Origin of the sequence: Tumidithrix helvetica PCC 7403 (assembly GCF_965232925.1) — a bacterium.
GTDB classification, from domain to species: Bacteria; Cyanobacteriota; Cyanobacteriia; order Pseudanabaenales; family Pseudanabaenaceae; genus Tumidithrix; species Tumidithrix helvetica.
Genome location: NZ_CBDDRA010000010.1, coordinates 24955 through 47091 on the forward strand (window position 1 = coordinate 24955; position 22137 = coordinate 47091).

At 46.9% G+C, this 22137-nt stretch carries 18 protein-coding genes and 1 pseudogene; 13 read left to right on the top strand and 6 right to left on the bottom strand.

The window, feature by feature from the left end; translation table 11 throughout:
* Positions 1-372 precede the first annotated feature (372 nt).
* Together ACP2WE_RS10980 and ACP2WE_RS10985 are read left to right on the top strand one after the other, a co-directional pair.
* Positions 373-2736 carry a hypothetical protein gene (locus ACP2WE_RS10980; protein ID WP_425215598.1) on the top strand — a complete coding sequence of 788 codons (2364 nt, stop codon included), beginning with the start codon at positions 373-375 and terminating at the stop codon, positions 2734-2736.
* Positions 2737-3091: 355 nt separating this feature from the next.
* A complete protein-coding gene (locus tag ACP2WE_RS10985; protein ID WP_425215599.1) occupies positions 3092-4150 on the top strand; it encodes a hypothetical protein in 1059 nt (352 codons plus the stop codon).
* Between the two features lie 390 nt (positions 4151-4540).
* On the opposite strand, the gene ACP2WE_RS10990 is transcribed toward ACP2WE_RS10985, so the two are convergent.
* The gene (locus tag ACP2WE_RS10990) at positions 4541-5695 is read right to left on the bottom strand and encodes an aldo/keto reductase (RefSeq protein ID WP_425215717.1); all 1155 of its coding nucleotides are present in this window, start codon (positions 5693-5695) and stop codon (positions 4541-4543) included.
* Positions 5696-5814: 119 nt separating this feature from the next.
* On the opposite strand from ACP2WE_RS10990, the gene tgt reads away from it, so the two are divergent.
* From tgt to ACP2WE_RS11015, 5 genes are all read left to right on the top strand, one after another.
* Positions 5815-6975 carry a tRNA guanosine(34) transglycosylase Tgt gene (gene tgt / locus ACP2WE_RS10995; protein ID WP_425215718.1) on the top strand — a complete coding sequence of 387 codons (1161 nt, stop codon included), beginning with the start codon at positions 5815-5817 and terminating at the stop codon, positions 6973-6975.
* A 27-nt stretch (positions 6976-7002) separates the two neighbouring features.
* Positions 7003-7362: a lipopolysaccharide assembly protein LapA domain-containing protein gene (locus ACP2WE_RS11000; protein ID WP_425215600.1), complete on the top strand. Its 360-nt coding sequence runs from the start codon at positions 7003-7005 to the stop codon at positions 7360-7362.
* Positions 7363-7712: 350 nt separating this feature from the next.
* The gene (locus tag ACP2WE_RS11005; protein ID WP_425215719.1) at positions 7713-8024 is read left to right on the top strand and encodes a transposase; all 312 of its coding nucleotides are present in this window, start codon (positions 7713-7715) and stop codon (positions 8022-8024) included.
* Between the two features lie 89 nt (positions 8025-8113).
* Positions 8114-9442: an ATP-binding protein gene (locus ACP2WE_RS11010; RefSeq protein WP_425215601.1), complete on the top strand. Its 1329-nt coding sequence runs from the start codon at positions 8114-8116 to the stop codon at positions 9440-9442.
* A 77-nt stretch (positions 9443-9519) separates the two neighbouring features.
* On the top strand, positions 9520-10884 hold the full coding sequence (locus ACP2WE_RS11015; protein WP_425215602.1) for a methylglyoxal synthase: 1365 nt from the start codon (positions 9520-9522) through the stop codon (positions 10882-10884).
* Between the two features lie 7 nt (positions 10885-10891).
* Here ACP2WE_RS11015 and ACP2WE_RS11020 read toward each other — a convergent pair.
* The 3 genes and pseudogenes from ACP2WE_RS11020 to ACP2WE_RS11030 form a co-directional block, all read right to left on the bottom strand.
* Positions 10892-11472: pseudogene (locus ACP2WE_RS11020) on the bottom strand (P-loop NTPase family protein); the annotation flags it as partial.
* 99 nt (positions 11473-11571) lie between these two features.
* Entirely contained in the window at positions 11572-12987 is a 1416-nt protein-coding gene (locus ACP2WE_RS11025) for a peptidoglycan-binding domain-containing protein (protein ID WP_425215603.1), read from the bottom strand.
* Between the two features lie 112 nt (positions 12988-13099).
* Positions 13100-13870, bottom strand: a complete 771-nt coding sequence (locus ACP2WE_RS11030; protein ID WP_425215720.1) for an ABC transporter permease — start codon at positions 13868-13870, stop codon at positions 13100-13102.
* A 272-nt stretch (positions 13871-14142) separates the two neighbouring features.
* Here ACP2WE_RS11030 and plsX point away from each other — a divergent pair, with 272 nt between their 5' ends.
* The 3 genes from plsX to ACP2WE_RS11045 all read left to right on the top strand — a co-directional run bounded on the left by plsX (position 14143) and on the right by ACP2WE_RS11045 (position 17007).
* Positions 14143-15210 (top strand): phosphate acyltransferase PlsX, encoded by a 1068-nt coding sequence (plsX, locus tag ACP2WE_RS11035; RefSeq protein ID WP_425215604.1) that lies wholly within the window; start codon positions 14143-14145, stop codon positions 15208-15210.
* 138 nt (positions 15211-15348) lie between these two features.
* A complete protein-coding gene (locus ACP2WE_RS11040) occupies positions 15349-16338 on the top strand; it encodes a beta-ketoacyl-ACP synthase III (RefSeq protein WP_425215605.1) in 990 nt (329 codons plus the stop codon).
* A gap of 69 nt (positions 16339-16407) precedes the next feature.
* Entirely contained in the window at positions 16408-17007 is a 600-nt protein-coding gene (locus tag ACP2WE_RS11045; protein WP_425215606.1) for a nitroreductase family protein, read from the top strand.
* Positions 17008-17013: 6 nt separating this feature from the next.
* On the opposite strand, the gene lpxA is transcribed toward ACP2WE_RS11045, so the two are convergent.
* Both lpxA and ACP2WE_RS11055 read right to left on the bottom strand, forming a co-directional pair.
* Positions 17014-17835, bottom strand: coding sequence for an acyl-ACP--UDP-N-acetylglucosamine O-acyltransferase (lpxA, locus tag ACP2WE_RS11050; RefSeq protein WP_425215607.1), 822 nt, complete (start codon positions 17833-17835; stop codon positions 17014-17016).
* A gap of 125 nt (positions 17836-17960) precedes the next feature.
* Complete coding sequence (locus ACP2WE_RS11055; protein ID WP_425215608.1) at positions 17961-19298, bottom strand: glycosyltransferase family protein; 1338 nt, start codon at positions 19296-19298, stop codon at positions 17961-17963.
* Between the two features lie 107 nt (positions 19299-19405).
* Here ACP2WE_RS11055 and btpA point away from each other — a divergent pair, with 107 nt between their 5' ends.
* From btpA to ACP2WE_RS11070, 3 genes are all read left to right on the top strand, one after another.
* Positions 19406-20281 (top strand): photosystem I biogenesis protein BtpA, encoded by an 876-nt coding sequence (btpA, locus tag ACP2WE_RS11060; protein WP_425215609.1) that lies wholly within the window; start codon positions 19406-19408, stop codon positions 20279-20281.
* A gap of 166 nt (positions 20282-20447) precedes the next feature.
* A complete protein-coding gene (locus ACP2WE_RS11065; protein WP_425215610.1) occupies positions 20448-21341 on the top strand; it encodes a vitamin K epoxide reductase family protein in 894 nt (297 codons plus the stop codon).
* 65 nt (positions 21342-21406) lie between these two features.
* Positions 21407-22066, top strand: coding sequence for a methyltransferase family protein (locus tag ACP2WE_RS11070; protein ID WP_425215611.1), 660 nt, complete (start codon positions 21407-21409; stop codon positions 22064-22066).
* Positions 22067-22137: the final 71 nt, after the last annotated feature.

A 22137-nucleotide genomic window follows, 5' to 3' on the forward strand; every position in this document is an offset into this window, starting at 1 on the left:
CAACCCTGCGGGAAATGTATTTGAGCTTGGGACGATCGGGCAGTAACTTTTATGCTCCCATTCAACTTGTTTAGAATATCCCTTGACCCATAACATAGGACTCAAATCGCGATTGGTAGTGAATTTACTTGAAATAGAGATTGAAATTTGGCATCTAATCAAATTTTTGTTGAGAATTGCAAATCTAAACCTGTTCTCTGTCATGATTAGAACCTATGTTCAATAGCAATCGTCAATCACTGTGGATTTTAAGTATTTTAGGTGGGTTCGATCGTGAAGATATTTGGTAAGCAATATCTATATATTAGTAAGCAATATCTATATATTAGTAAGCGATATCTATATATTAGTAGTATCTCTTTAGCATTATTCGTGTCAGGTGCTGTCTGGGGAGTCACATCTAAGCGGTTTGAATCTCGATCTGTTAACATTCCCAGTCCCGTTGAAGCCCTGCATCAAGCCGATCGGCTCAGTCCAGCCGAACTTACAGAGCTAGAAATTGATGAAGTCATTCGCGATCGCTTGCGCTTCGATCCGCAGTGGCAAGAAATCGCTCAAGCCGTGCGTCAAGACCTTATCCTGCTCAAATGGTCAAAACAGCCTCTTACCAATCCGATCTGGAAGCGGTACGGTGCGAAAGCCTATCCCCTGCTTGCCTATTACGCCCGTTCGCGCGATCGCGTCCGACAAAACTATGGCATGGCAGGGATTCGCAGTCTAGGCAAACCCTACACAACGCTTTGGTTGACGCAGCAGATTAAGCAACGTCTCCCTCGCCCACATATGGATTTATTGACAGAAAACGTCGAGTATCTCCTCAATCAATCAGGTACTTCGGCTCCCTATGACTCTAAGGACTGGGAAAAAGACTTTGGTTTAGATGAGCCTGAAACACGCGATCGCTTGGTGCGGCTTGCCCGTATTGGGCTGGAACCCGAATCTTCCCCAACCTATTACGATCAATTCAATTTAGCCTTCTTGCAGCGATTGCTGGGCTATGATGCCGTTGCTAGTCATCGCATCTCTCCAGATCTCCAACTCAAACCTTTCGCTCGTTTAGCAGAATGGCTCCAGTTTGAATCTCTAGAACAGCCTAATCATCTTCAAATCGAGCAAGCGATCCATTTCTACAACAGTCTGCCAGAGCAGGCACGGGATTATATTCTGATCGAACGTCTGGGAAAACTCAAAGCAGGCGAGATTACCAACTTCGCCAGAGCCTTTTTTCGTCAGATTGCCACGAATCTGGATGCTCCCGATCGGGCATGGGCGATCGCAGAGCTAGATCGTCACGGCGATCCCATCGGGGAAGAATTATTACAGAAGATCGTTAACGGCGACTTGAGTCAGCTTTATTCCCTCTCTCGTCCTGTCAGTTATGAATCTTACTCAGAACGAGGCTTTTATGCCTACTATTTACTGCTGGGGATCGTAGACAAGTATCCACAGTCAAAATATACCCAAGGTTGTCGCGAGTATGGCAATCTTACGGGTAAGTCCTATTTTGATGGCGAACCACGCAGTCAGGAGATTTTGGTTCGCAACGCCCGCATGACTCCCAAAGAGCGCAGTCAAAATTGGCAACAATGGCTAAGTCGCTACCCCGACCATCCTGGTGCTGACGATGCCACCTACCTGTTTGCTCGCAGCCTACAATCACAAAATGAAGTGATGCCAGCTTTACGTCTGTGGGTCAAAATGATGCCGCAGCCAATGGGAGATAATGATGCGGCATATCTAGCATGGCCCCATGTTCGTGCCTTGTTAGATGTGGGTCTAACCACCGAGCAGATAGAAATCCTTCTAGCCGAGCCTGAAATTCAACCGATCGCTCCCCTGTTCCAGTATGCCTTGGCGGTTCGCTACGCACGATCGCAAAATTATGCGAAGGCTTTGCAGATCGCTCAAACGATTCGCCTCGAAGAAATGCCCAAACGGATTCTCGATACCTATTATCAAAACTTTCGTTGGTGGGAAGCAGGCGATCGATCTGCCAATGTCATGCAAGAAATGCAAACGATGTTGACCGAGCAGCGTCAGCGTTGGCAAAAACTATTGGCATTGCAGCAAGAGAATACCCCTGAAGCTCGTTATCGTCTCGCCTCTGATTGGGCAGGTAAAGATGGCTGGAAGAATGGTTACTTACCCTTTTGGGATGGTTTCCGCCTCTACCACCTCCCGACTGGAGGCTGGGGAGATGATGAATGTCTGGGCTGGTGGATCTGTAATACCAAACTCCGCTCAACGGATGTAGTTCGTACTGCCTATCAAGCCTCAAGCCAAAATGCTGTAGCTCTATCGCTTTATCAAAGTATCCTTGATGATGCTAATACGCCACCCAGCCTACGTGAAAAAACCCTGTATATGGTAGCGATGACCTTGCTCGAACAATGGGAAGAGCATGATTTTGGTGAAACTGTGGCAATTCACCCGCCTGCGGGGATAACGAGCGATCGCTCTACGATTGCTTCGTTGAAATTTGGAGCCTACCAAGACTATCAAAATCGAGAGAAGCAAATTCAAAACGATTATCAGCGCCGTATCGATAGTATTATTTCAGAATTGCAGTTGAAGTTTCCTCAGAGTACTTACACTGACGATCTGTTATTTTCTAGCTTCTTTCTCAGCGATCGCCCTAGATATCTAAGTCGGCTAGTTGAGCGATATCCACAAAGCGATCGTGCGGCTGAGGCAAGATTTTTGTTGGAGCACCTTCCCAGCAAACTGGGCGAATAGCCTCATCGTATCTTATAAGACGGTCGCTAAAAGCTAGGATCGAGACCTAGAAAGATTTTTAGACTGACAGATGCAGCTTCATTACTTCGTTCGTGAATGCTTTCTTTCAAACAATTTTCCTGTCTCTACCCCTCGATCGGAGCTAGAGACTCATATTTTACTCCCTAACTTAAAGGGAGATTTGAATCAATCTTAGAAAGATTCCATCAAAACTATTGCGGAGTGGAACGAAAGATGATAGAAGAATAGAATGAATTCTCTCTTTTCTTCATGACATCACTTTATGGCATCGTAACAAATGACATGAATGCAGGGAGGAAAACTGCCAACAACTTATCACCAAAGGGTTTCAATTATGGGTCTTGATTTACCAACAGCATCCCTAGTCGCTTATCAAAAACAGCTTCAAGATTTTCTTGAAGCCAACGAAGAAAAAGTTTCTCAAGCTCGCGCTCAACTCCAAAACGTCGAAGCCTTGCTAGCAAGCCTACCAGCCACAGTAGCAAAAGCTGGTAAAAAGGTTGCCGCTAAAGTCACTGCTGCTGTAGTTGAATTAGCTCCCCCTCCTGCACCCGTTAAGGTGTCAAAGAAGGAAGCCAAGGCTGCTGCTGCTCCTGCTGCTAAGAAGGCTGAGCCAAAGGTCGTTACAAAGCCTGCTGGTAAGCCTGGTAGACGAAGCAGTTCGATCACTTTACGGAGTGCCTATCAAGGGTGCACCTTGACTGAAGCGATCGAGAAGGTTCTGCAAGAACGTAAAGGTCAATATGTCAATGCTGACGGTGTTGTAGATGCATTGTATGGAGATTTGACTGAAGAAGTTTTGAAAGTAGCTAAAGAGCGCGTCACCAAAAATTTGTCCAAGGGCAAGATTGAAGGCAAGTGGGAGCGCGTACCCGAGCAACTGGGCTATTACACCCTATCCCTGAAGGATGCCTCTGCCTCTGCCGCGAAGTCTACAGCAAAGACAGCCAAAACAGCCGCCAAAGCTACGGCAAAGACAGCTGCCAAAGTCGTGGCAAAAGTTGCCAAGAAGGTAGAAGCAGAACCTAAAGCCGCTAAGAAAGCTGCTAAGGCTCCTGCTAAAGCCGCTCCTGCTCCTACAGCCAAGAAAGCTGCTAAGGCTCCTGCTAAAGCTGAATCTGGACGTAGTGGATCGATTAAGCTCCGCTCTTCCTACCAAGGTAGCACCCTCACCGAAGCGATCGAGAAGGTTTTGCAAGAGCGTAAGGGCGAATATGTAAATGCTGATAGTGTGGTAAAGGCATTGTATGGCGAACTCACTCCTGATGTCTTTAGAGTTGCTAAAGAGCGCGTCACCAAAAATCTGTCCAAGGGCAAGATTGAAGGTAAGTGGGAGCGCGTACCCGAGCAACTAGGCTACTACACCCTATCTCTAGCTGCTATCAAGGCATAGGTATTCATTCGTTCATTGTGAGGTTAGCTATAAAAGTTAAACGCAATGAATGGCTGACCTAGAAGACAGAGGAAAAGCAGGCAGACTGAAGCATCTATATTTATTTTGTAATTAGTATCAAACTGAAGTTATGTCGGCTTTTCCGATCGCCATCTCACCCCTGATCGATATTTATACCAATTTCTCTTGAAATTGCGACAGATCGGGTTTTGTGTTCCGCGCTTCGCGCGGTCTTTTCAAAAAGATGCGTTGCATCACTTTTTGAAAATGGTATTACTTAAATTTTCGACGGATTTGAATTTAAGCTTTTCATTTTTAGTTCTTTGAAGTGCCAGACTATTCTAAAAACTTTACAAAAAGCCGTTTCAATATTTTTGTAAGCGATAGATATCAATCCCATAGACGCTTGCCTTCCCCTTCGTAGAGGCGATCGTGGGTGTCACGCAGTAATTTGGGAATATCTAGCTTTTCAGGACAACGAGGCAAACAGTCGCCGCAGTCCGTGCAGCGATCGCCCTTTTCTCCTGGGAACCAATGACCTGCATTTCCAAACATGGCATAACGATACTTGCCAAATTCCACCATGTCGTGTGCAACTGCCAGATTTCGCAACCGTAAAATCTCTGGGATGTTAATTTCTTCTGGGCAGGGCAAACAGGCATAGCACTGCGAACAGCGATCGCTTCCCAACCCTTCAACATAGTGGCGGTGCATGCAGGCAAAGATTTCATTTTCCAATTCTGAAAGCGGCGCATCATTCTCCCAAGCTTCTTGATGCTCGGCAAACTCTTGCGGGTGGGCAGCACCAAGGCTGAGCGTGTGAACTCTAGGATCGGATAGTAAAAAGCGATCGTTCACATAGATTGGCGTGAAAGGATAGCATAGGCTTTTCAGCTTGGCTGATGGCTTGTAGATCATGCCGCCTTTATCTGAAGGAGAAATGATAAACACCCCCATATCTTTTTCATGGGCTAACTGAACGGCAGGTTCATTTCTTTGATTGAAATAGTAGTAGTGCAGATTGACCGAGGTAAATAGGTCGGTCTGGATTGCCGCTAAAATCACCTCTAGGGGGGCATGGGTAGAAAAGCCGACATGACGAATCAATTTTCGATCGACTGCCTCCTGTACTGCCTTCATACAGCCCTGAGGATTTTTAAGTAATTCTAAATGCTCCCAAGTATTGACGCCATGCAGGTCAAAGTTATCGATGTAGTCGAGATTCATCTTTTGCAAGGAATCTTCGATTTGCCGCCGCATCGTGTCTGCATCTGGTGTGGGCACTATTTTTGTGGTGACATAGAGGCGGCGGGACGCATCCCCGTTTAGGGAATCGCGATGTTTGTCTAGCCCAGCCCGAAATGCCGCGCCCACAAATTGTTCGCTTTTGCCATAGCCTTTAGCGGTTTCAATGTGATTGATACCCAGTTCTATCGCTTTAAAAATCGTACTGACCGCATTTTCCTCAGACTCCAAATAGCGCATCGTGCCAAGGGAGAATACGGACAGAAGCATTTCAGTTTTACCAAAGCGACGATAACGCATAAAATTGTTCCAAGTAGCAGCAATAAAGAGGTAGATACCCATCAACTTCTATATTAGCGTCAAGCTCCTCACTGATTCGGGTATAGTGTGAAGAAATCAAGTCAAAAAGGATAGTAGAAATTCTGAAACCGTTTGAATTTAAACTAGAATGCCAGTGTCGTCAGACAGGCGCAAGAGTTGGACAGTTCCACACACCTCATGGTGTCGTGCATACACCGCGTTTTATGCCTGTGGGAACGCTTGCCAATGTAAAAACCGTTACGCCTGCGCAACTCAAAGATTGTAAAGCCGAGATGATCTTGGCAAATACCTATCACCTGCATATTCAACCCGGTGAAGATATTGTGGCAGAAGCAGGCGGGCTACATAAATTTATGAACTGGCAGCAGCCAATTTTGACCGACTCAGGGGGCTTTCAAGTATTTAGCCTCAGCGATATTCGCTCGATTACCGATGAGGGCGTACAGTTCCGATCGCCTCGTAATGGTCAGATGATTAACCTCACCCCTGAGAAATCAATCCAGATTCAAAATCAACTGGGTGCAGATGTAATTATGGCATTCGATGAATGCGCTCCCTACCCTGCGACCTACGACCAGATTAGACAGGCAAGCGATCGCACGACCCTGTGGTTGGAACGATGTCTCAAAGCTCATGCTAGACCCGCCGATCAAGCCCTATTTGGCATCGTTCAAGGAGGCGTGTTTTTAGATCTGCGGAAAAAATCAGCCAGCGAACTGGTGCAATTCGATCTGCCGGGCTATGCGATCGGAGGGGTAAGTGTGGGCGAACCACCCGAGTTGATTGCCAAAATTGTACGGGCAGCTACTCCTTTATTGCCTGAGAATAAACCTAGGTATCTCATGGGGATAGGTACGCATCGAGAAATGGCACAGGCGGTTGCCGCTGGTATCGATCTGTTTGACTGTGTAATTCCTACTCGTCTAGGCAGGCATGGGATGGCGATCATGACCGTCGATGGTAAGAGCGATCGCTGGAATTTAAAAAACAATCGCTTTAAACGAGATTATTCCGCTTTGGATGCCAGTTGCCCTTGCTATACCTGTCAAAACTTTTCCCGTGCCTACTTGAGTCATTTGTTTCGATCGCAAGAGGTTTTAGCCTTTACGCTTCTAGCAATTCACAATATTACGGAGTTAATTCGATTTACGCAAAGGATGCGCGATGCAATTTTGGGCGATCGCTTTGTGGAAGAGTTTGGTCACTTCCTGACCGATTTTTCCAATGATTCCGATCTAGATCTGCACAAACATCTTTGATTAAGAAATGTAACTTGGAGCTTCAGTATGATTCGGATTTTGCTCTATCTTTGGCTGTGGTTCCTGTCGATGGGAATTGCCATCTTTGCGACTCAAAATACGCTATCGATAACGCTCAAATTCTTAGTATTTGAGTCGATTAAGCTCCCGTTAGGTTTGGTCTTGGTATTTTGTGCGGGAGTCGGTGCGATCGCGGTTACGATTTTGCAATCCTTTCCAAAGCTACCCAATTACGCATCCGCTTTTTCTCGTCGTTCTGCTCCAATCAAGGATGTCTTCTCTGCCTCTACGCCGCCGCCTAAAGATACTAAAAAGGCAGCTTCAACTCCGAGCAAGAAAGCCAGTAAAGATGGTTTTGAAGACGAATGGGATGATGACTGGGATTGAGCTAGGGGGTATTGCCCACAAACTCAAAAATTACAGAAGTAAAAAGCAGAATACTTGTAGCAACACCTATGCCAAACCAAAAGATGAAAAAAAGCATTTAGTCAAGAGGGATTTTGGAGGAAACTGATACCAATTTCTCTTGAAATTGCGACAGATCGGGTTTTGTGTTCCGCGCGGAGCGCGGTCTTTTCAAAAAGATGCGTTGCATCACTTTTTGAAAATGGTATGAGTTTAATCAGAACAAAATCTCCCTCAAAAGCCCTTGTTTGACATCCTACCACTGCTGTATTGTCTGTCCAACTACATGACTGACACAACAACCCCCTCACCTCAGAAGAAATCCGTCCATCATCTACCCCCCCAAACGGAAACGGGGACGACCTCAAGGTTCAAAAAACAAGGACAAAACGCAGGTTAACCTGACTCCAGAGCTACTCCGCATCAAAGGAATGATTATCGCCCTGTTGGCTTTGCTCAGAGGACTAATCCCACTTAGTTATCTAGTGCTGGATGGGCTTTTTGGCAACAATAACGCCTTGCAAATGTCGCAGCAAATAGGTTTGTTTCCGATCTCCAAACTCCGTCATAACTCAGGGTTATACCTGCCCTACTCTGGTACAGACAAAAACCGTAAATATGGTGATCGTCTCAATCCTCGATAGCTATTCTCACATCTGTGTAGTACATTCAAAATACCCCCCGAAATTACAAAGCAAAAAAGCTAACAGCCAACAGCTAATCGCTATATTCTATGAAGCAAAAAGTATTCCAAGCCATTTATCAGTTACAAAGCCAAATCGCCGCCTTATTGCTATATCAAGATACCTTAGCGCTACCCGCAGGACAAGCTTATCAAAACCTCTTACAAACCCTAGGCGAAACCGCAGAAGGCATTCAATCCGATCTCGCCTGTCTCAAAGCTTATGGCGAATGGTTTAAAGCGATCGCTCAAACTGGTCAAAGTTGGCAAGATTACATCATTCATCAAATTTTAACTGCGGACAATCCATTTTCACAGCAAGCCCAAAAAAGCGATTTTGCTGGTCTCTCAATCAGCTTGATGTCCGCTGCCAAACACGATCTACAGATTCTACAAAAAGTTAGCACTGCGGGTGGAGAAATTCTCTATCAATGGATGAAAGAGGTAACTTCTGAGGATTTCAAACTTGTGGAATACTTAGTGGAATGGCATCCCTCCGAGCAAGGTCAGTCTAGATCCATTTCCAGTCTAGCTCCCAAATTCAACCCATCAAGCGATTGGGCTAACTTGTTGAAGGAGCTTGCCAATCGCTATCGACAGCATGGTGCGGGTCTATTTGCGGAATATGTGGCTTTCCGTTGGCAGGCAGGACAACTCTTAGGACTGGCTCATCCCGATCGGGTGAATGCTCTAGACTTAGTGGGCTACGAACATCAGCGAAATGCATTGCTCCAGAATACAGAATTTCTGTTAGCGGGATATGCGGCGCTGAATGTCTTGCTTTATGGCAGTCGCGGATCGGGGAAGTCGTCGTTAGTGAAATCGTTGCTGCATCAGTATGGCGATCGCGGCTTGCGTCTGATTGAGGTCGCACGCTCCGATCTAAAAGACTTGCTGGCAATTATAGAAGTCTTGAGAAATGCACCGCAGAAGTTCATTCTGTTTGTGGATGATCTGTCCTTTGAGAAAGAAGAAGATGATTATAAAGCGCTTAAGGTTCTGCTAGAAGGAAATCTGAATGCCAAGCCAGCCAACATCGTGGTTTATGCCACTTCTAACCGTCGGCATCTCTTGCGCGAATATTTTGCCGATCGCCCTCGCCCAAGTGCCAATGAGGACGTCCACCCTTGGGATACGGTACAGGAAAAAATGTCGTTAAGCGATCGCTTTGGCTTGGTCTTAACTTTCGAGCCATCCGATCAAGACACCTACCTCAAAATCGTACACCACCTCGCCCATAAAGCTGGCATTCGCTTGACGACAGAAGATTTAGATTTTCGGGCGCTGCAATGGGCAACCCGCCACAATGGGCGATCGGGACGTACCGCCCAACAATTTATCGATTTTCTGCAAGGGGAGTTACAAATCGGTAAATCCTAGTCACACAAACTAGAAGAGGCAATTCATGATTGCCTCTTCTAGTTGAAGAATCCCTCCATACAATTAGCCAACAACCGATGCCAACTTCTATTGCTTTCCTCGCCCATGACAACCAAAAGACCGATTTGGTTGCTCTGGTGCAAAAATACCGAGCGACCGTGGAACGCTATCATGCAATTTCCACAGCCAATACAGGAAAACAGATTCAATCTGCGACGGGTCTGACGATTGAGATCTTGCGATCGAAACAAGATGGTGGCGATCTTGAAATTGTTGCGCACATCATTGCAGGAGAAGTTGCCTGTGTCATCTGTCTATTCGATCCCAACCAGACTCATTCGAGCACACCCGATCTTCTGACTTTATTGCGGGTCTGTAAAATCTATAATGTCCCCCTTGCCACCAACTTGGCAACCGCAGATGCCGTCCTACAAGCACTTTCCAAGAGTCGTGTCGCTCATCTGATCTTTAACCCCGTAGCAGGGCAGGGAAATCCTGACTGGGATCTGGCATTAATTCGCCAAATTTTGGAACCTGAGGTTCATCTCAAGGTGATTTTCACGAAGCCCGATGTAAATCCTGGCGACCAAGCAAAAGAAGCGATCGCGGCGATTCAGGAACGTAACGCTATGGCTCCTGGTACTGATTTTGTAATTGCTTCTGGTGGCGATGGTACGATTTCGGCAGTGGCGAATGCCTTGATTGACACAGAGATTCCACTGGGTATTATTCCCAGAGGTACTGCTAACGCTTTCTCAGTGGCACTGGGAATTCCCACAGGTCTCAAGCCTGCATGCGAAACAATTCTCACAGGAAATATTTGTATTGTCGATGCTGCCCGTTGTAACGGCTTCCCGATGATTTTGTTGGCTGGTATTGGCTTTGAAGCGGAAACTGTCGAACGTGCCGATCGCGACATGAAAAACCTCTTAGGTCCTCTTGCCTATTTGGTTGCAGGTGCTCAGCAGCTTTTGGAACAGAAGCCCTTTACTGTTGAAGTTGAAATTGATGGTGCGATTACACAGTTTCAATGTGGGGCGATGACAATCGCCAATGCCGCGCCTCCAACTTCAGTGCTAGCTCAAGGACTGGGAGAAGTCATTCCCCACGATGGGCTGCTCGATGTCACGATTGGGATTGCCAAAAATGAGAATCTCAATATTGCTGACTGGCTGCTCGCGATCGATGCGATCGGCAAGCTGTTTACCTCTGCCTTGGTAAAAACCCAAATCGAGAACGAAGGACTGGTCTGCTTCCGAACCGCCAAAATCAAAGTGACGGCAACTCCACCGCAAAAAGTAGTGGTAGATGGTGAGATTATTGGTATGACACCCGTTGAAATCGCCTGCATTCCAGGCGGATTGACACTCTTTGCTCCACTGGCTAGCAGCCTGAGCTTAGTGCGGACAAAATCAAGCATTCTCACCCAGCCCGAAGGCTGAGTGCTACTTCGCTGATTTCAGGATTGGCAAAAGTGCTGTGAATTTTTTTGAAGACCTCGCGGATGATGCCAAGAAATAAGCGTCTTGTTTCTTTACGTCCGCTAATGGCGATAAAGATTTTTTTGTCTTCGGGGTCGGCTTTGATACGGGCGATATTGTAGGTCTCGTTGTTTTCTTGGTAGGCAAGCATCACGCCACTGCGCCAGTAGGTGCGATCGTGAATTTTGTCGTGGGTGAGGACGATGAAGCGAGAGATAATGTTGGCAGGGAGGACGAGGTAATGGTATTGAAATTCGAGAGTTTCGCCTTCTAGTTCTGTGTTTTCAGGTTCGTCTTTGGGTAAAAGCCCGGGGAGCGGAGTTCTTCGATACCTTCATTTTTTGAACAGGAGGTTTCGATGATGGCTCGGATATTAGGATATTTTTCGCGCATGGCTTTGCGGTTGATGTCGAGGGGTTGCTCGTCTTTTTTGTTACCCACAATAATTACGGGGGACTGACCGCCAAAACTTTCGATCAGTTTGAGCCAATATTCGATGCGGTTTTCTTCTTCGCTGGTGCGACAGTTACAGACCAAAAGATGGAATGCTAGTCCAATTTGCGATGAAAGGATAAAGCCATTAGAAAAGAAACGATCGCATATTCACAACATATTGAAGAAATGGAGTAGGTAAAATTCGTTTAGCTTTTAGCTCGGAGAACTGCTGCGCCACTGTCGAGAGAATTCAGACAAGACTGAAGGGGCAAGTTGTCTTTGCAGCCAGTCTAATGCCAAAGCTTGACTTGGAAATCTGAGCCCGTTATAGCTGTCAAAGATATCCACCAACGAGATCTTACTCGGATCTACTGAATTAGCCATATTGGAACCACCCGTGGTCGCGATCGTCCAGCGCTGAATAAATTGAGCCTTGATATCTGGCGTATTCGTGAGTTCGCGATCGAGATAGGAAATGGCATTCAACTGATTTGGGAACTTGATGCGATCGTATTGATTTGCCGCATCCACAAAGCTGACTCTGGCGAAGCTACTAGACGGTAGATTTTGCCAATCTCTAGAAAAACTATCCAAAGCCGCAGGTGCAAGTTGATTTTCTAACCATTTAAGAGCGCTAGGCTGACCGGGAAATTCGCTGCCGTTATAGTTATCAAAAGCATCTTCCAGCGAAGTGGTAAGTAGAATCGAACTCGACCCAGCATTCCACCGATTGAGAAATTCTTGCCTCGTCGTGGAGCCAATTTGTAAATCGAGGGTTTTAATTGCTTCCGTTTGATAGACAAATTTTGTCTGGTTGTAACTTGCAGCGGCATCCACCAAACTAATTTTCCCTGACGATGCCAATGTTATCGGTGTAGGTGAAACTGCTTCGCTAGGTAATGGTGTGATTGTTGGTGCGATTGTTGGTGTAACTGATGAAGTGGAAGGTGTGGTTGCAATCGGTGCGGTGGGTGGTGTAGCAGTGGACGGTGTTGATGTGGAAATTATGGGAGGAGTGGGATCTGTCGGTACAGCGGTGGGTGGATAGATCGTTCCTGCTGTCCAAGCAGTCACAAGCGGTGAGCTTGGCGGAATATTTGAATCGGTCGGCTTAGGATCGGGTTCGCTCCTCTGAATATCGACACTCTCAACTGTCTCAACCGTAGGAGAAGCGATCGCAGGGGCACGCAACTGGTTCCAAGTCTCTTCGTCCACTTGACCGTTAACCAATAGGGCATTTGCCGTTTGAAAAGCCACAACTGCATCTCGGGTAAGTCTGCCAAAGTCTCCATCGACTCGACCAATATAGTAACCCTTCGTTTTTAATAGCTGTTGGGCTTCCGAGACTGCGGTTCCACGGGATCCAGGTAATAAAAGAGGACTATTAATCGATGTAGTGGCAGGCGTTGGCGTAAATCCACCGCTAGCGGAGAGGGCTTGCCAAGTTCTTGCTCCTACAATACCATCGACATCCAAACCCTTTGCCTGCTGAAAGCTGAGGACGGCATTGGCAGTTCCCGATCCAAAATCACCATCGATATTGCCCCTATAGTAGCCAGACGCTTTTAAGAATTGCTGTAGTTGTACGACATCCGATCCCTTACTGCCTTTTCTTAAAATAGAATTCATAGCTAGCCCAGATGCTCCGAATGAGATGTTTCGATCGCTTGGCAATTCCTGTGAAGATAGGTTCCGCCAAGCTCGATTAATTTACTTTAATTTTATCTTTAAATCTATGAAGCTAGTCCTGCTGGTGTGAAAACTTGTAAGCCCCAGCGAGGGTCAGCAAAATCGCCGAGGCAAACAAAATCACCCAACCATACCAACTGGCATGACCGCCATTAATCACCGATCGCATGCCTACGCTGGCATGGGTCAGGGGCAGGGTATAGACGATCGCTTGTAGAGGCTGTGGTAACTGCGCGGGATCGAAAAATGTCCCACCTAAAAACGACATGGGCACGATTAAAAAGTTGTTATAGAGACCGACCGACTCTAGCGATCGCACGGTTAAGCCTACCAAAACACCCAACCCTGAAAACACCATACAATTTAGAATCAGGAGCAACAAAAATTCTGGATGTAAAAAATGCCAGTTTCTTGTATAAATCATCGCCACAGCAATAATCGATACCGATGTAATCAAGCCCCGCGTCACCCCAGCTAACATTTTGCCCAAGTGCATGGCAAGGGGATGGATCGGCACCATCAACATTTCTTCAAAGGTTTTGCTATAGAGGCGATCGCCGCAAATTGAAAAGGTTGTCCCCGCAAACCCGATCGTCATCGATGACAAAGCCACCATGCCTGGCAAGATAAAACTGAGATAATCGCCACCAAAGGCGTTATTTCCTTTCATGGCGCTGCCCAAGCCAAATCCAAAGGCAAGAATGTAAATCAGGGGCGAGACCAGCCCTGAAGACAGGACTTGATAAATGCGGACGCGCAACTCTAACCAGTCGCCCCACCAAATGGTTAAGCTATCTTGCCAAATCGCCTGAATTAAGGAGATCTGGCGATGTTTAGAAAGGTTTCTGGGCTTTGCTAGGGAGCCAGAATCATCTGGGGCAGGAGAATGTATGGTCACAGCGTATTTGAGATCGACTTGCTTGAACTGCTCTCAATAGTATGCTTATTTTGGATGAGCCTGCTGATTTTGCTGGGGGGATGGTCAGTATAACTGTTAAAATTTTTTGCAGACTTGATATGTTCTTAATCGTTCTTAGACATTTACTTTTGTAGAACTCAGTTGTTTAGCTATACATCAGACAGGAAACACTAAACGTGCGAATTGCAGTTGACGCTATGGGTGGGGACTTTGCCCCACGAGAAATTATCGAAGGAGCCGTTTTCGCTCAAACAAAGCTAGACCTAGATGTTGCACTGGTTGGCGATCGTGATGCCATTGCTGCTTACCTCAAACAACACAACTATAAAGAAAGCGATCGCTTGACCATTGTGCCAGCCGAAGGCACGATCGATATGCATGAAGAACCTTTGGAAGGGCTTAGGAAAAAGCCGCGTTCTTCGATCGCCGTGTCCATGGACTTGGTTAAGCGCAAAGAAGCAGACGCAGTCGTTTGTGCAGGACACACGGGGGCAGCGATGGCAGCCGCTTTATTACGGTTGGGGCGTTTGCCGGGGGTCGATCGACCTGCGATCGGGGCATTATTGCCTACCCTCATACCCCATAAGCCAGTGCTGTTGCTAGATGTGGGCGCAAATGTCGATTGCCGTCCTAAATTTCTAGAGCAATTTGCCACGATGGGGCTGCTCTATAGCCAGTATGCTTTGGGCGTTAAGGAACCCAGACTGGGACTTTTGAATATTGGGGAAGAAGCCTGTAAGGGCAACGACCTTGCCATTCGCGTCCATCAAGCGCTGCAAGATAATCCCCATGTTCCCTTTGCGGGTAATGCTGAGGGTAGAGATGTGATCTCAGGGCAGTTTGACGTAATTATCTGCGATGGTTTCATGGGAAATGTCCTGCTCAAATTTGCTGAAGGGGTCGGACAGGTTGCCATGCAAATTTTGAAAGAAGAATTACCCCAAGGTTGGCAAGGTAAACTAGGAACATTTCTGTTGCGCCCTAACCTCAAAAAAGTCAAAGAACGCATGGATGCGGATGAGTATGGCGGCGCTTTATTACTTGGCGTCGCAGGTGTATGCGTGATCGCCCATGGTAGTTCCAAGGCGAACAGTATCTATAATGCCATTCGGGTAGCCAAAGATGCGGTTGACAATCAGGTACTCGATCGCATTCGCGGTCAGATCAAGGCACAGACTTCAATACCTGCTTCAATTCCCAGCGCTGTACCTGACATTGATGCCCCAGATGACCCTCCTACTTGAGCCAGCCGTTCTAGGTTTTTAAATTTAGCTCAGCTACGCTGAAGGAAATAGGGGCAGTATCTTTTTGTGTCGTTGCGCTAGCTATCATGAGATATTGCCCCACAATGTATTCACTCAGATTGTCATATACCTACTTATATGTCTGATTTACCCCCCAACTCAACCATTAACCAACTGCAGGGCGTTCGTTTTATCGGTAGCGGTTCGGCAGTACCTGCCAAGATTCTGACGAATGCAGAACTCAGTCAAATGGTTGATACGTCCGATGAATGGATTGCCAGTCGTACGGGGATCAGACAGAGATTTATCGCGACGAAGGGTGAAGATTCTCTCACAAGTTTGGCTGTTAGGGCAGGTCAGCAGGCGATCGCTGCCGCAGGCATTGCGCCAACCGACCTCGACCTGATTATTTTGGCAACCTCCACGACAGACGATCTATTTGGCACAGCGGGGAAGGTGCAGGGACTTTTGGGCGCAGACCGAGCTGTGGCTTTTGACATCTCGGCAGCCTGTTCGGGGTTTGTGTTTGGACTCGTGACCGCTTCCCAGTTTATTCGCTCAGGAACCTACAGAAATATCCTCTTAATTGGAGCCGATCTATTGTCGCGCTGGGTAGACTGGAGCGATCGCCGCACCTGCATTTTGTTTGGCGATGGTGCTGGTGCTGTGGTACTGCAAGCGTCCGAACAGGATAATTTATTGGGCTTTGAGTTGCGCAGCGATGGCAAGGGTAACAACCTGCTCAACCTAGGCTACAACGAGGACAAATCGACCTATGACCCGATCACGATGAATGGACAGGAGGTCTATCGGTTTGCGGTGCGCTCTGTTCCTGAAGTGATCGAAAAGGCTTTATATCGGGCAAACCTGCAAACCGCCGATCTGGACTGGTTAATTTTGCATCAGGCAAACCAACGCATCATCGATGCCGTTCAGACCCGCTTAAAAATCGATGCCGATAAAGCCGTGAGCAATATGAGTAAGCATGGGAATACTTCGGCAGCTTCAATTCCGCTGGCACTGGATGAATGGGTAAGAGCGGGTAAAATTAAGCCGAATCATGCGATCGCGATCGCGGGTTTTGGCGCAGGCTTAAGTTGGGGTGCAGCGGTTTTTCGATGGGCTTAAGGTAAGACGAGAAAGTTGAAATCGACTTTCAGAATTCAAAATTCAGCTATCCATTACAAAGGTACATCTATGGAAAAACCTGCCGTTACGGATTTTGAAATTCATGACGCGATCGCGCAACGATGGAGTCCTCGTGCCTTCGATCGCAAGCCAGTAGAGGCAGAGAAGCTAAATCGGTTATTTGAAGCCGCAAGGTGGTCGGCTTCTTGTTTTAACGATCAGCCTTGGAACTTTATCGTGGCAACCCAGACCGATATGATCGCCTATCAACAGTTGCTCGATTGTCTCGTTCCCGCAAATATTGTCTGGGCGCAGGCTGCCCCAGTTTTGATACTGGCTGTTGCTCGAAAAACCTTCAAGCATAATGGCAAGCCCAACGATTGGGCAGAATATGACTGCGGACAAGCCGTTGCCACCCTGTCTTTGCAGGCGACTACTATGGGTTTGGTACTGCATCAAATGGCAGGCTTTATGGCGGACAAAGCGATCGCTACGTTCAAACTGCCCGAAAATTTCAAGCCGATGGCAGCGATCGCGCTGGGATATCCAGGTGAGTTGAGTAGCTTACCCCCCGATTTGCAGGCAAAGGAAACCGCGACCCGCGATCGCTATCCCCTCTCTAGTTTTGTGTTTACGGGCGAATGGGGAAAACATCTTCCATTTGCCTAAAATTTTCTATTCGGAATCTTCTTCGATCGCGGTTGACGACTTTGCTCTTTGAGAATAGAGCCGACAAACGCCGCGCTTCGTCGATTTGAGAAATTCACAAAACATTTGAATATCTGGACTTTGACTCAAGATCGGGTCATTCTCGATATATTCGATCGCTTGCGTGCGATTGCGATTGGAGCGATAGAAAATATCAAAAGCCTGCTGAATCAGGCGGCGGCGCGTATGATCGAATCCACTGCGACGCAAACCGACTTTATTCAACCCTGAGACGAGATTGGTATCAACAGCCATGCAGTAGGGTGGCACATCCATGCCTAGCCTTGTTTGACCGCGAATCATGGCATAAGAGCCAATGCGAGTGAACTGGTGGATCACGGTGTCACCGCCCATAAACGCCCGATCGCTCACTTCTACAAAACCCGCTAAAAGCACGTTGTTCACCAGTACTACATGATTACCTACCGTACAGTTGTGCGCAATATGTGCCCCAGTAAAGAGCAGATTGTCGTTCCCTACCGTGGTGGCTGAATTTTCTTTGGTGCCGCGATTGATCGTGACATATTCGCGAATGATGTTGCGATCGCCGATCGTGACAAAACTAATCGCGCCTTTGTAAGAGGTATCTTGAGGCTCAGAACCAATGATTGCCCCATAGCCAATTTGATTGCGATCGCCAATCTTGGTATGCCCCGTAATAATCGCCCTAGCCCGAATTTCACAATCGGCACCGATTTCGACATGTTCATCAATAATCGCATCAGCACCAACTGTAGTTCCTTCACCAATCTTGGCGTTGGGATGAACGATCGCACGAGGATGAATCATGGTCAAAACGTTGTATATAACTAGTTGATTTACAATTCGCTGGAATTAGCAGCTTGTTCATTGGCTTGAGCAAGCAACTAATAACGTTACTACAAATACGATCGCCGCGATCGCGATCTTAAATTCTAAGTATTGGGGGATGCTTTTGGAATTGCTGATTTCTTGGCGTCAATCGCCTCATACGCCATATCGACAATTTTAGCCGCAGCCCCTGCCCTTCCACAGACTGCCCGCAAGCGATCGCGCATTTTCTCTAGTTCTTCAGGACGATCGAGATAAAAGAGCATTTGCGCTGCGATACCTTCAGCGGTTAAATATCCGAGTGACTCAGGCACAATTTCCTGACCCGCCCAAATATTTGGCCAAGCCAGTAATTTACCCTGTCGTTGGAATATCTCAGCCGCAATTCGATTGACGATCTTAACCAAATTGTTACCAACCAGCGGCAATTTGGTGAATACGCCCAATAAACCATCCCACGCTTGCATGGCATCGATTTGATTGAGGGGGATGACTACAATCATGGGTACATTCAGCGCCGCTAACTCTGCTGTGTTTGCACCAATTGTCGTCAGGCAGAGATCGCAGGTGCGTAATAGATCGTGGGCGGGAAATTGTGTGGAAATTTCCACCATAGTGCCTTGGGCTGTGCGTAATTGATAGGCTAGCTCGGCAGGATTCTCAGATTGAGTCTCGGTTTGCATTAACTCACCCGTTGTCCCCTCTTCCATGAGCAGAGGCGGTAGTGCAAAACTTGCCAGCATTTGTGGTGTCACGGTTGGGGCAAGGGCGATCGCTACCCGCATCTCTGGATATTTTTGCTTGAGGCGATCGGCAACGGCTAAAAACATCGGCACGCCAACTTTGAGCTTCATCGGTTTAGAACCGGGCATCAAGACAACTGTTTTTTGCCCTAAATTCTGACTAGCCGATCGCAGATCGCTGCTTTCTAGTTCGCGATCGACCATCAGATCGCCCACTACAATTGCTTTGTGCTGAAATTTGCTTGGGATCTTGGCAGCAATGCGATCGCTACGCAGGGCAAAATAGTCCACCCAACCCAACCAACGCGCTTCCCATTCGGCATAGACAATCGTGGCATAGCCTAATCGTTTCCCGATCGCCACTGGGAAAATCTGATCGCCGCCCAAAAAAATCACTACGCCCTTTTCGTACCAGTCCCAAGGTTCTGGCGTTTTACCCCACAACAGAAATTGCCAAAAATGTTCTGCCCCCAGCACGCGACTGACATTCGGGTAGGTCTTGGCGATCGCTGCCTCTTGTCCGCTGGCATTAGCGCAGGGGGATAAAGCGATCGAGATCCGCAAGCTGGGTGTATTTGGTAACTGCTGGGTCTGGCGCAGGGCAAATTGTTTGACGACGGGGTAAACCCAAGTCGTTAGCTCTCCAGGGGCATTAGAAAGAATTAAGATGTCAACCTTGTCAAGCATTTTATCAACCATGAATTAAATCTACCCGTAGTTCCGATAAGAGTAAAATTTTGAACCCCTAATCAGGGTAAAGTAAAAGCAATTAATCGCGCTCTGCTTAAACCTTAAGAAACAAGCATGTGGATCTGAGTTATTTATTTGACAAGCCAAAACCCATTATTGGTGTTATTCATCTTCTGCCTTTACCCACCTCACCCCGCTGGGGAAGTAGCCTAAAAGAAGTGATCGATCGGGCAGAGCAGGAAGCTACCGCCCTTGCAGCAGGTGGCGTGCAGGGAATTTTAGTGGAAAATTTCTTTGATGCCCCATTTACCAGCCGTCAAGTCGATCCCGCCGTTGTCAGTGCCATGAGTCTCATAGTGCAACGCGTGATGCAGATGGTTGATGTTCCTGTGGGAATTAATGTCCTGCGAAATGATGCCCGCAGTGCTATGGCGATCGCTGCCTGTGTTGGCGCTAAGTTTATCCGTGTCAATGTTTTAACAGGGGTAATGGCAACCGATCAAGGCTTGATTGAAGGAGATGCCTATAATCTCTTGCGCTATCGTCGCGAATTAGGCTGTGATGTCAAAATTTTTGCGGATGTGTTGGTCAAACATGCCCAACCCCTTTCGATGCCTAAATTATCTGTGGCAATTCAAGACACCATTCATCGCGGACTTGCTGATGCTGTGATTTTATCAGGCTGGGCAACGGGCGATCCCCCCGCTCGTCAAGACTTAGAAGAAGCGATCGCTGTCTGCCAAGGCACCCCCCTACTGATTGGCTCTGGGGCAACTTGGGATAACATTCCGCAGTTGATCAAATATGCCGATGGTGTCATTGTCTCCAGTTCCCTCAAGCGTAACGGTCAAATTCATCAAGCCGTCGATCCAATTCGGGTGAGTCGTTTTGTCGAAGCGGTTCATGCCAGCACGGTAAATACGAACAATTCTAAAATTGCCGAATCAGGAACAGACACAAAACTCAACTTTTCTTCTTTGCCGATTGGGTAAAATTATCTTTTAGAAGGGAAAAATTAAAAAGGTAAAGGACTCAAGTAGTTGAGCGAAGTCGAAACCACTTGAGCGGACTTAAACACGCGACTGGGGTAAACTTGTTTCTGGAATTCACCCAATACCTTAGTTTTACCTTTTGGTCTCCTTCTTCCCCTTTTATCCCATGACTTTTATGCGTCAACGTTCTGAGCCTTGGATTAATCGCTGGTATAGACCCATAATCATTGCGATCGCGATATTTGGAGCAGCTCTGACTAGTTATCTAACGATCACTCATTTCTTTGGTGGCACTGTTGCTTTGTGTACGACACAGGGATCGGGCTGCGATCTCGTCCTCAATAGTGAATATGCCAAAATTTTTGGTGTCCCACTCACAATTTTTGGAGCATTGGGTTATTTGACATTGGGAGGACTGGCGGCAGCACCGATGATCCTTCAAACAGAAGATGTCAAGTTTAAAGAAAAGGTCAAACAACAGACATCATTTCTCCTCTTCATGGTGTCCACTGCCACCATGGTGTTTAGTGCCTATCTGATGTATCTAGTTGCCTTTGTAATTAAAGATGCCAACGGACAGACCACTTTTTGTGTCTACTGCTTTAGTTCGGCGATCGCCATGTTTTCAATTTGGTTGCTTAACCTGTTTGGCAATATCTGGAAAGATATCGGGCAGTTGATTTTTATCGGTCTAATAGTGGGTGTGGTCACTTTAACGGGAACCCTTGGTGTATATGCCAGCCAAAATCAGTTGTTGGCGCAGAGTGGAACCTTTCAAGGTCGGTTGGCGCAGCACCTTAGAGCGATCGATGCCAAGATGTATGGAGCCTTTTGGTGTCCTCACTGTCGCGATCAAAAAGATCTATTTGGCGAAGCCAAGAAGCAAATCCCCTATATTGAGTGCGATCCAAGAGGTGAAAACCCTAAACCCCAACTATGTCAGACAAAGGGAATTAAGGGCTTCCCAACTTGGGAGATCAAGAACAAGCTCCACGAAGGACAAAAAACGTTAGAAGAGTTAGCCGACCTATCTGGCTATGAAGGCTCAAGAGCTAATTAACTGAAGTAGATATTGAATGTTTGCTCTCCCAACTTGGGAGAGTTTTTGCTAATAGGAGCTTTTTTGTGAAAATCAAACATGCGATCGATTTGCATAAGGGACTAACAACCTTTGTTATTGTTGGTCTAATGGTTGGGTATCAAAATTTTTCGCTTGGGCCTTGGGTTTACTTAGCGCTGCATGGAACCTATGGCATTTTGTGGCTATTAAAGTCTCGGATTTATCCCGATCGCCAATGGGAGCAGGAAATTCCTCTGGGAAAAGGTATCGTCACCTTTGGCGTTCTATTGCTCTACTGGCTCGCTCCATTTATTTTGATTAGCAGTGGTTCTGTGCCACCTTTGCCCTTGGTATCCGTTGCGATCGCGCTGAATATCTTGGGCATATTTTTGCACTACACCAGCGATGCCCAGAAATATTACACGCTCAAATATCATCAAGGATTAATAACCGAGGGATTTTTTGCCCGTTGCCGCAATACCAACTACCTAGGTGAAATCCTAATTTATCTATCTTTTGCCCTATTGGCAGAGAACTGGATACCCTATGCTGTACTCTCTGCCTTTGTAGTGGCAGTTTTTATCCCCAATATGAAAAAGAAGGATCTGTCCTTGTCACGTTATCCTGAATTCGAGCAGTACAAAACTCAAACTGGTCAGATTTTACCAAAGTTATTCATGCGAGCGAGTTCTGATGCAGTTCAAGTCAAAATCGAATCAAATTGAGAACGATTTGGGTGTAGTCCTCACCAGATATTCGCATGAGGACTACATGCAATTATATTTTTGGGTATGGG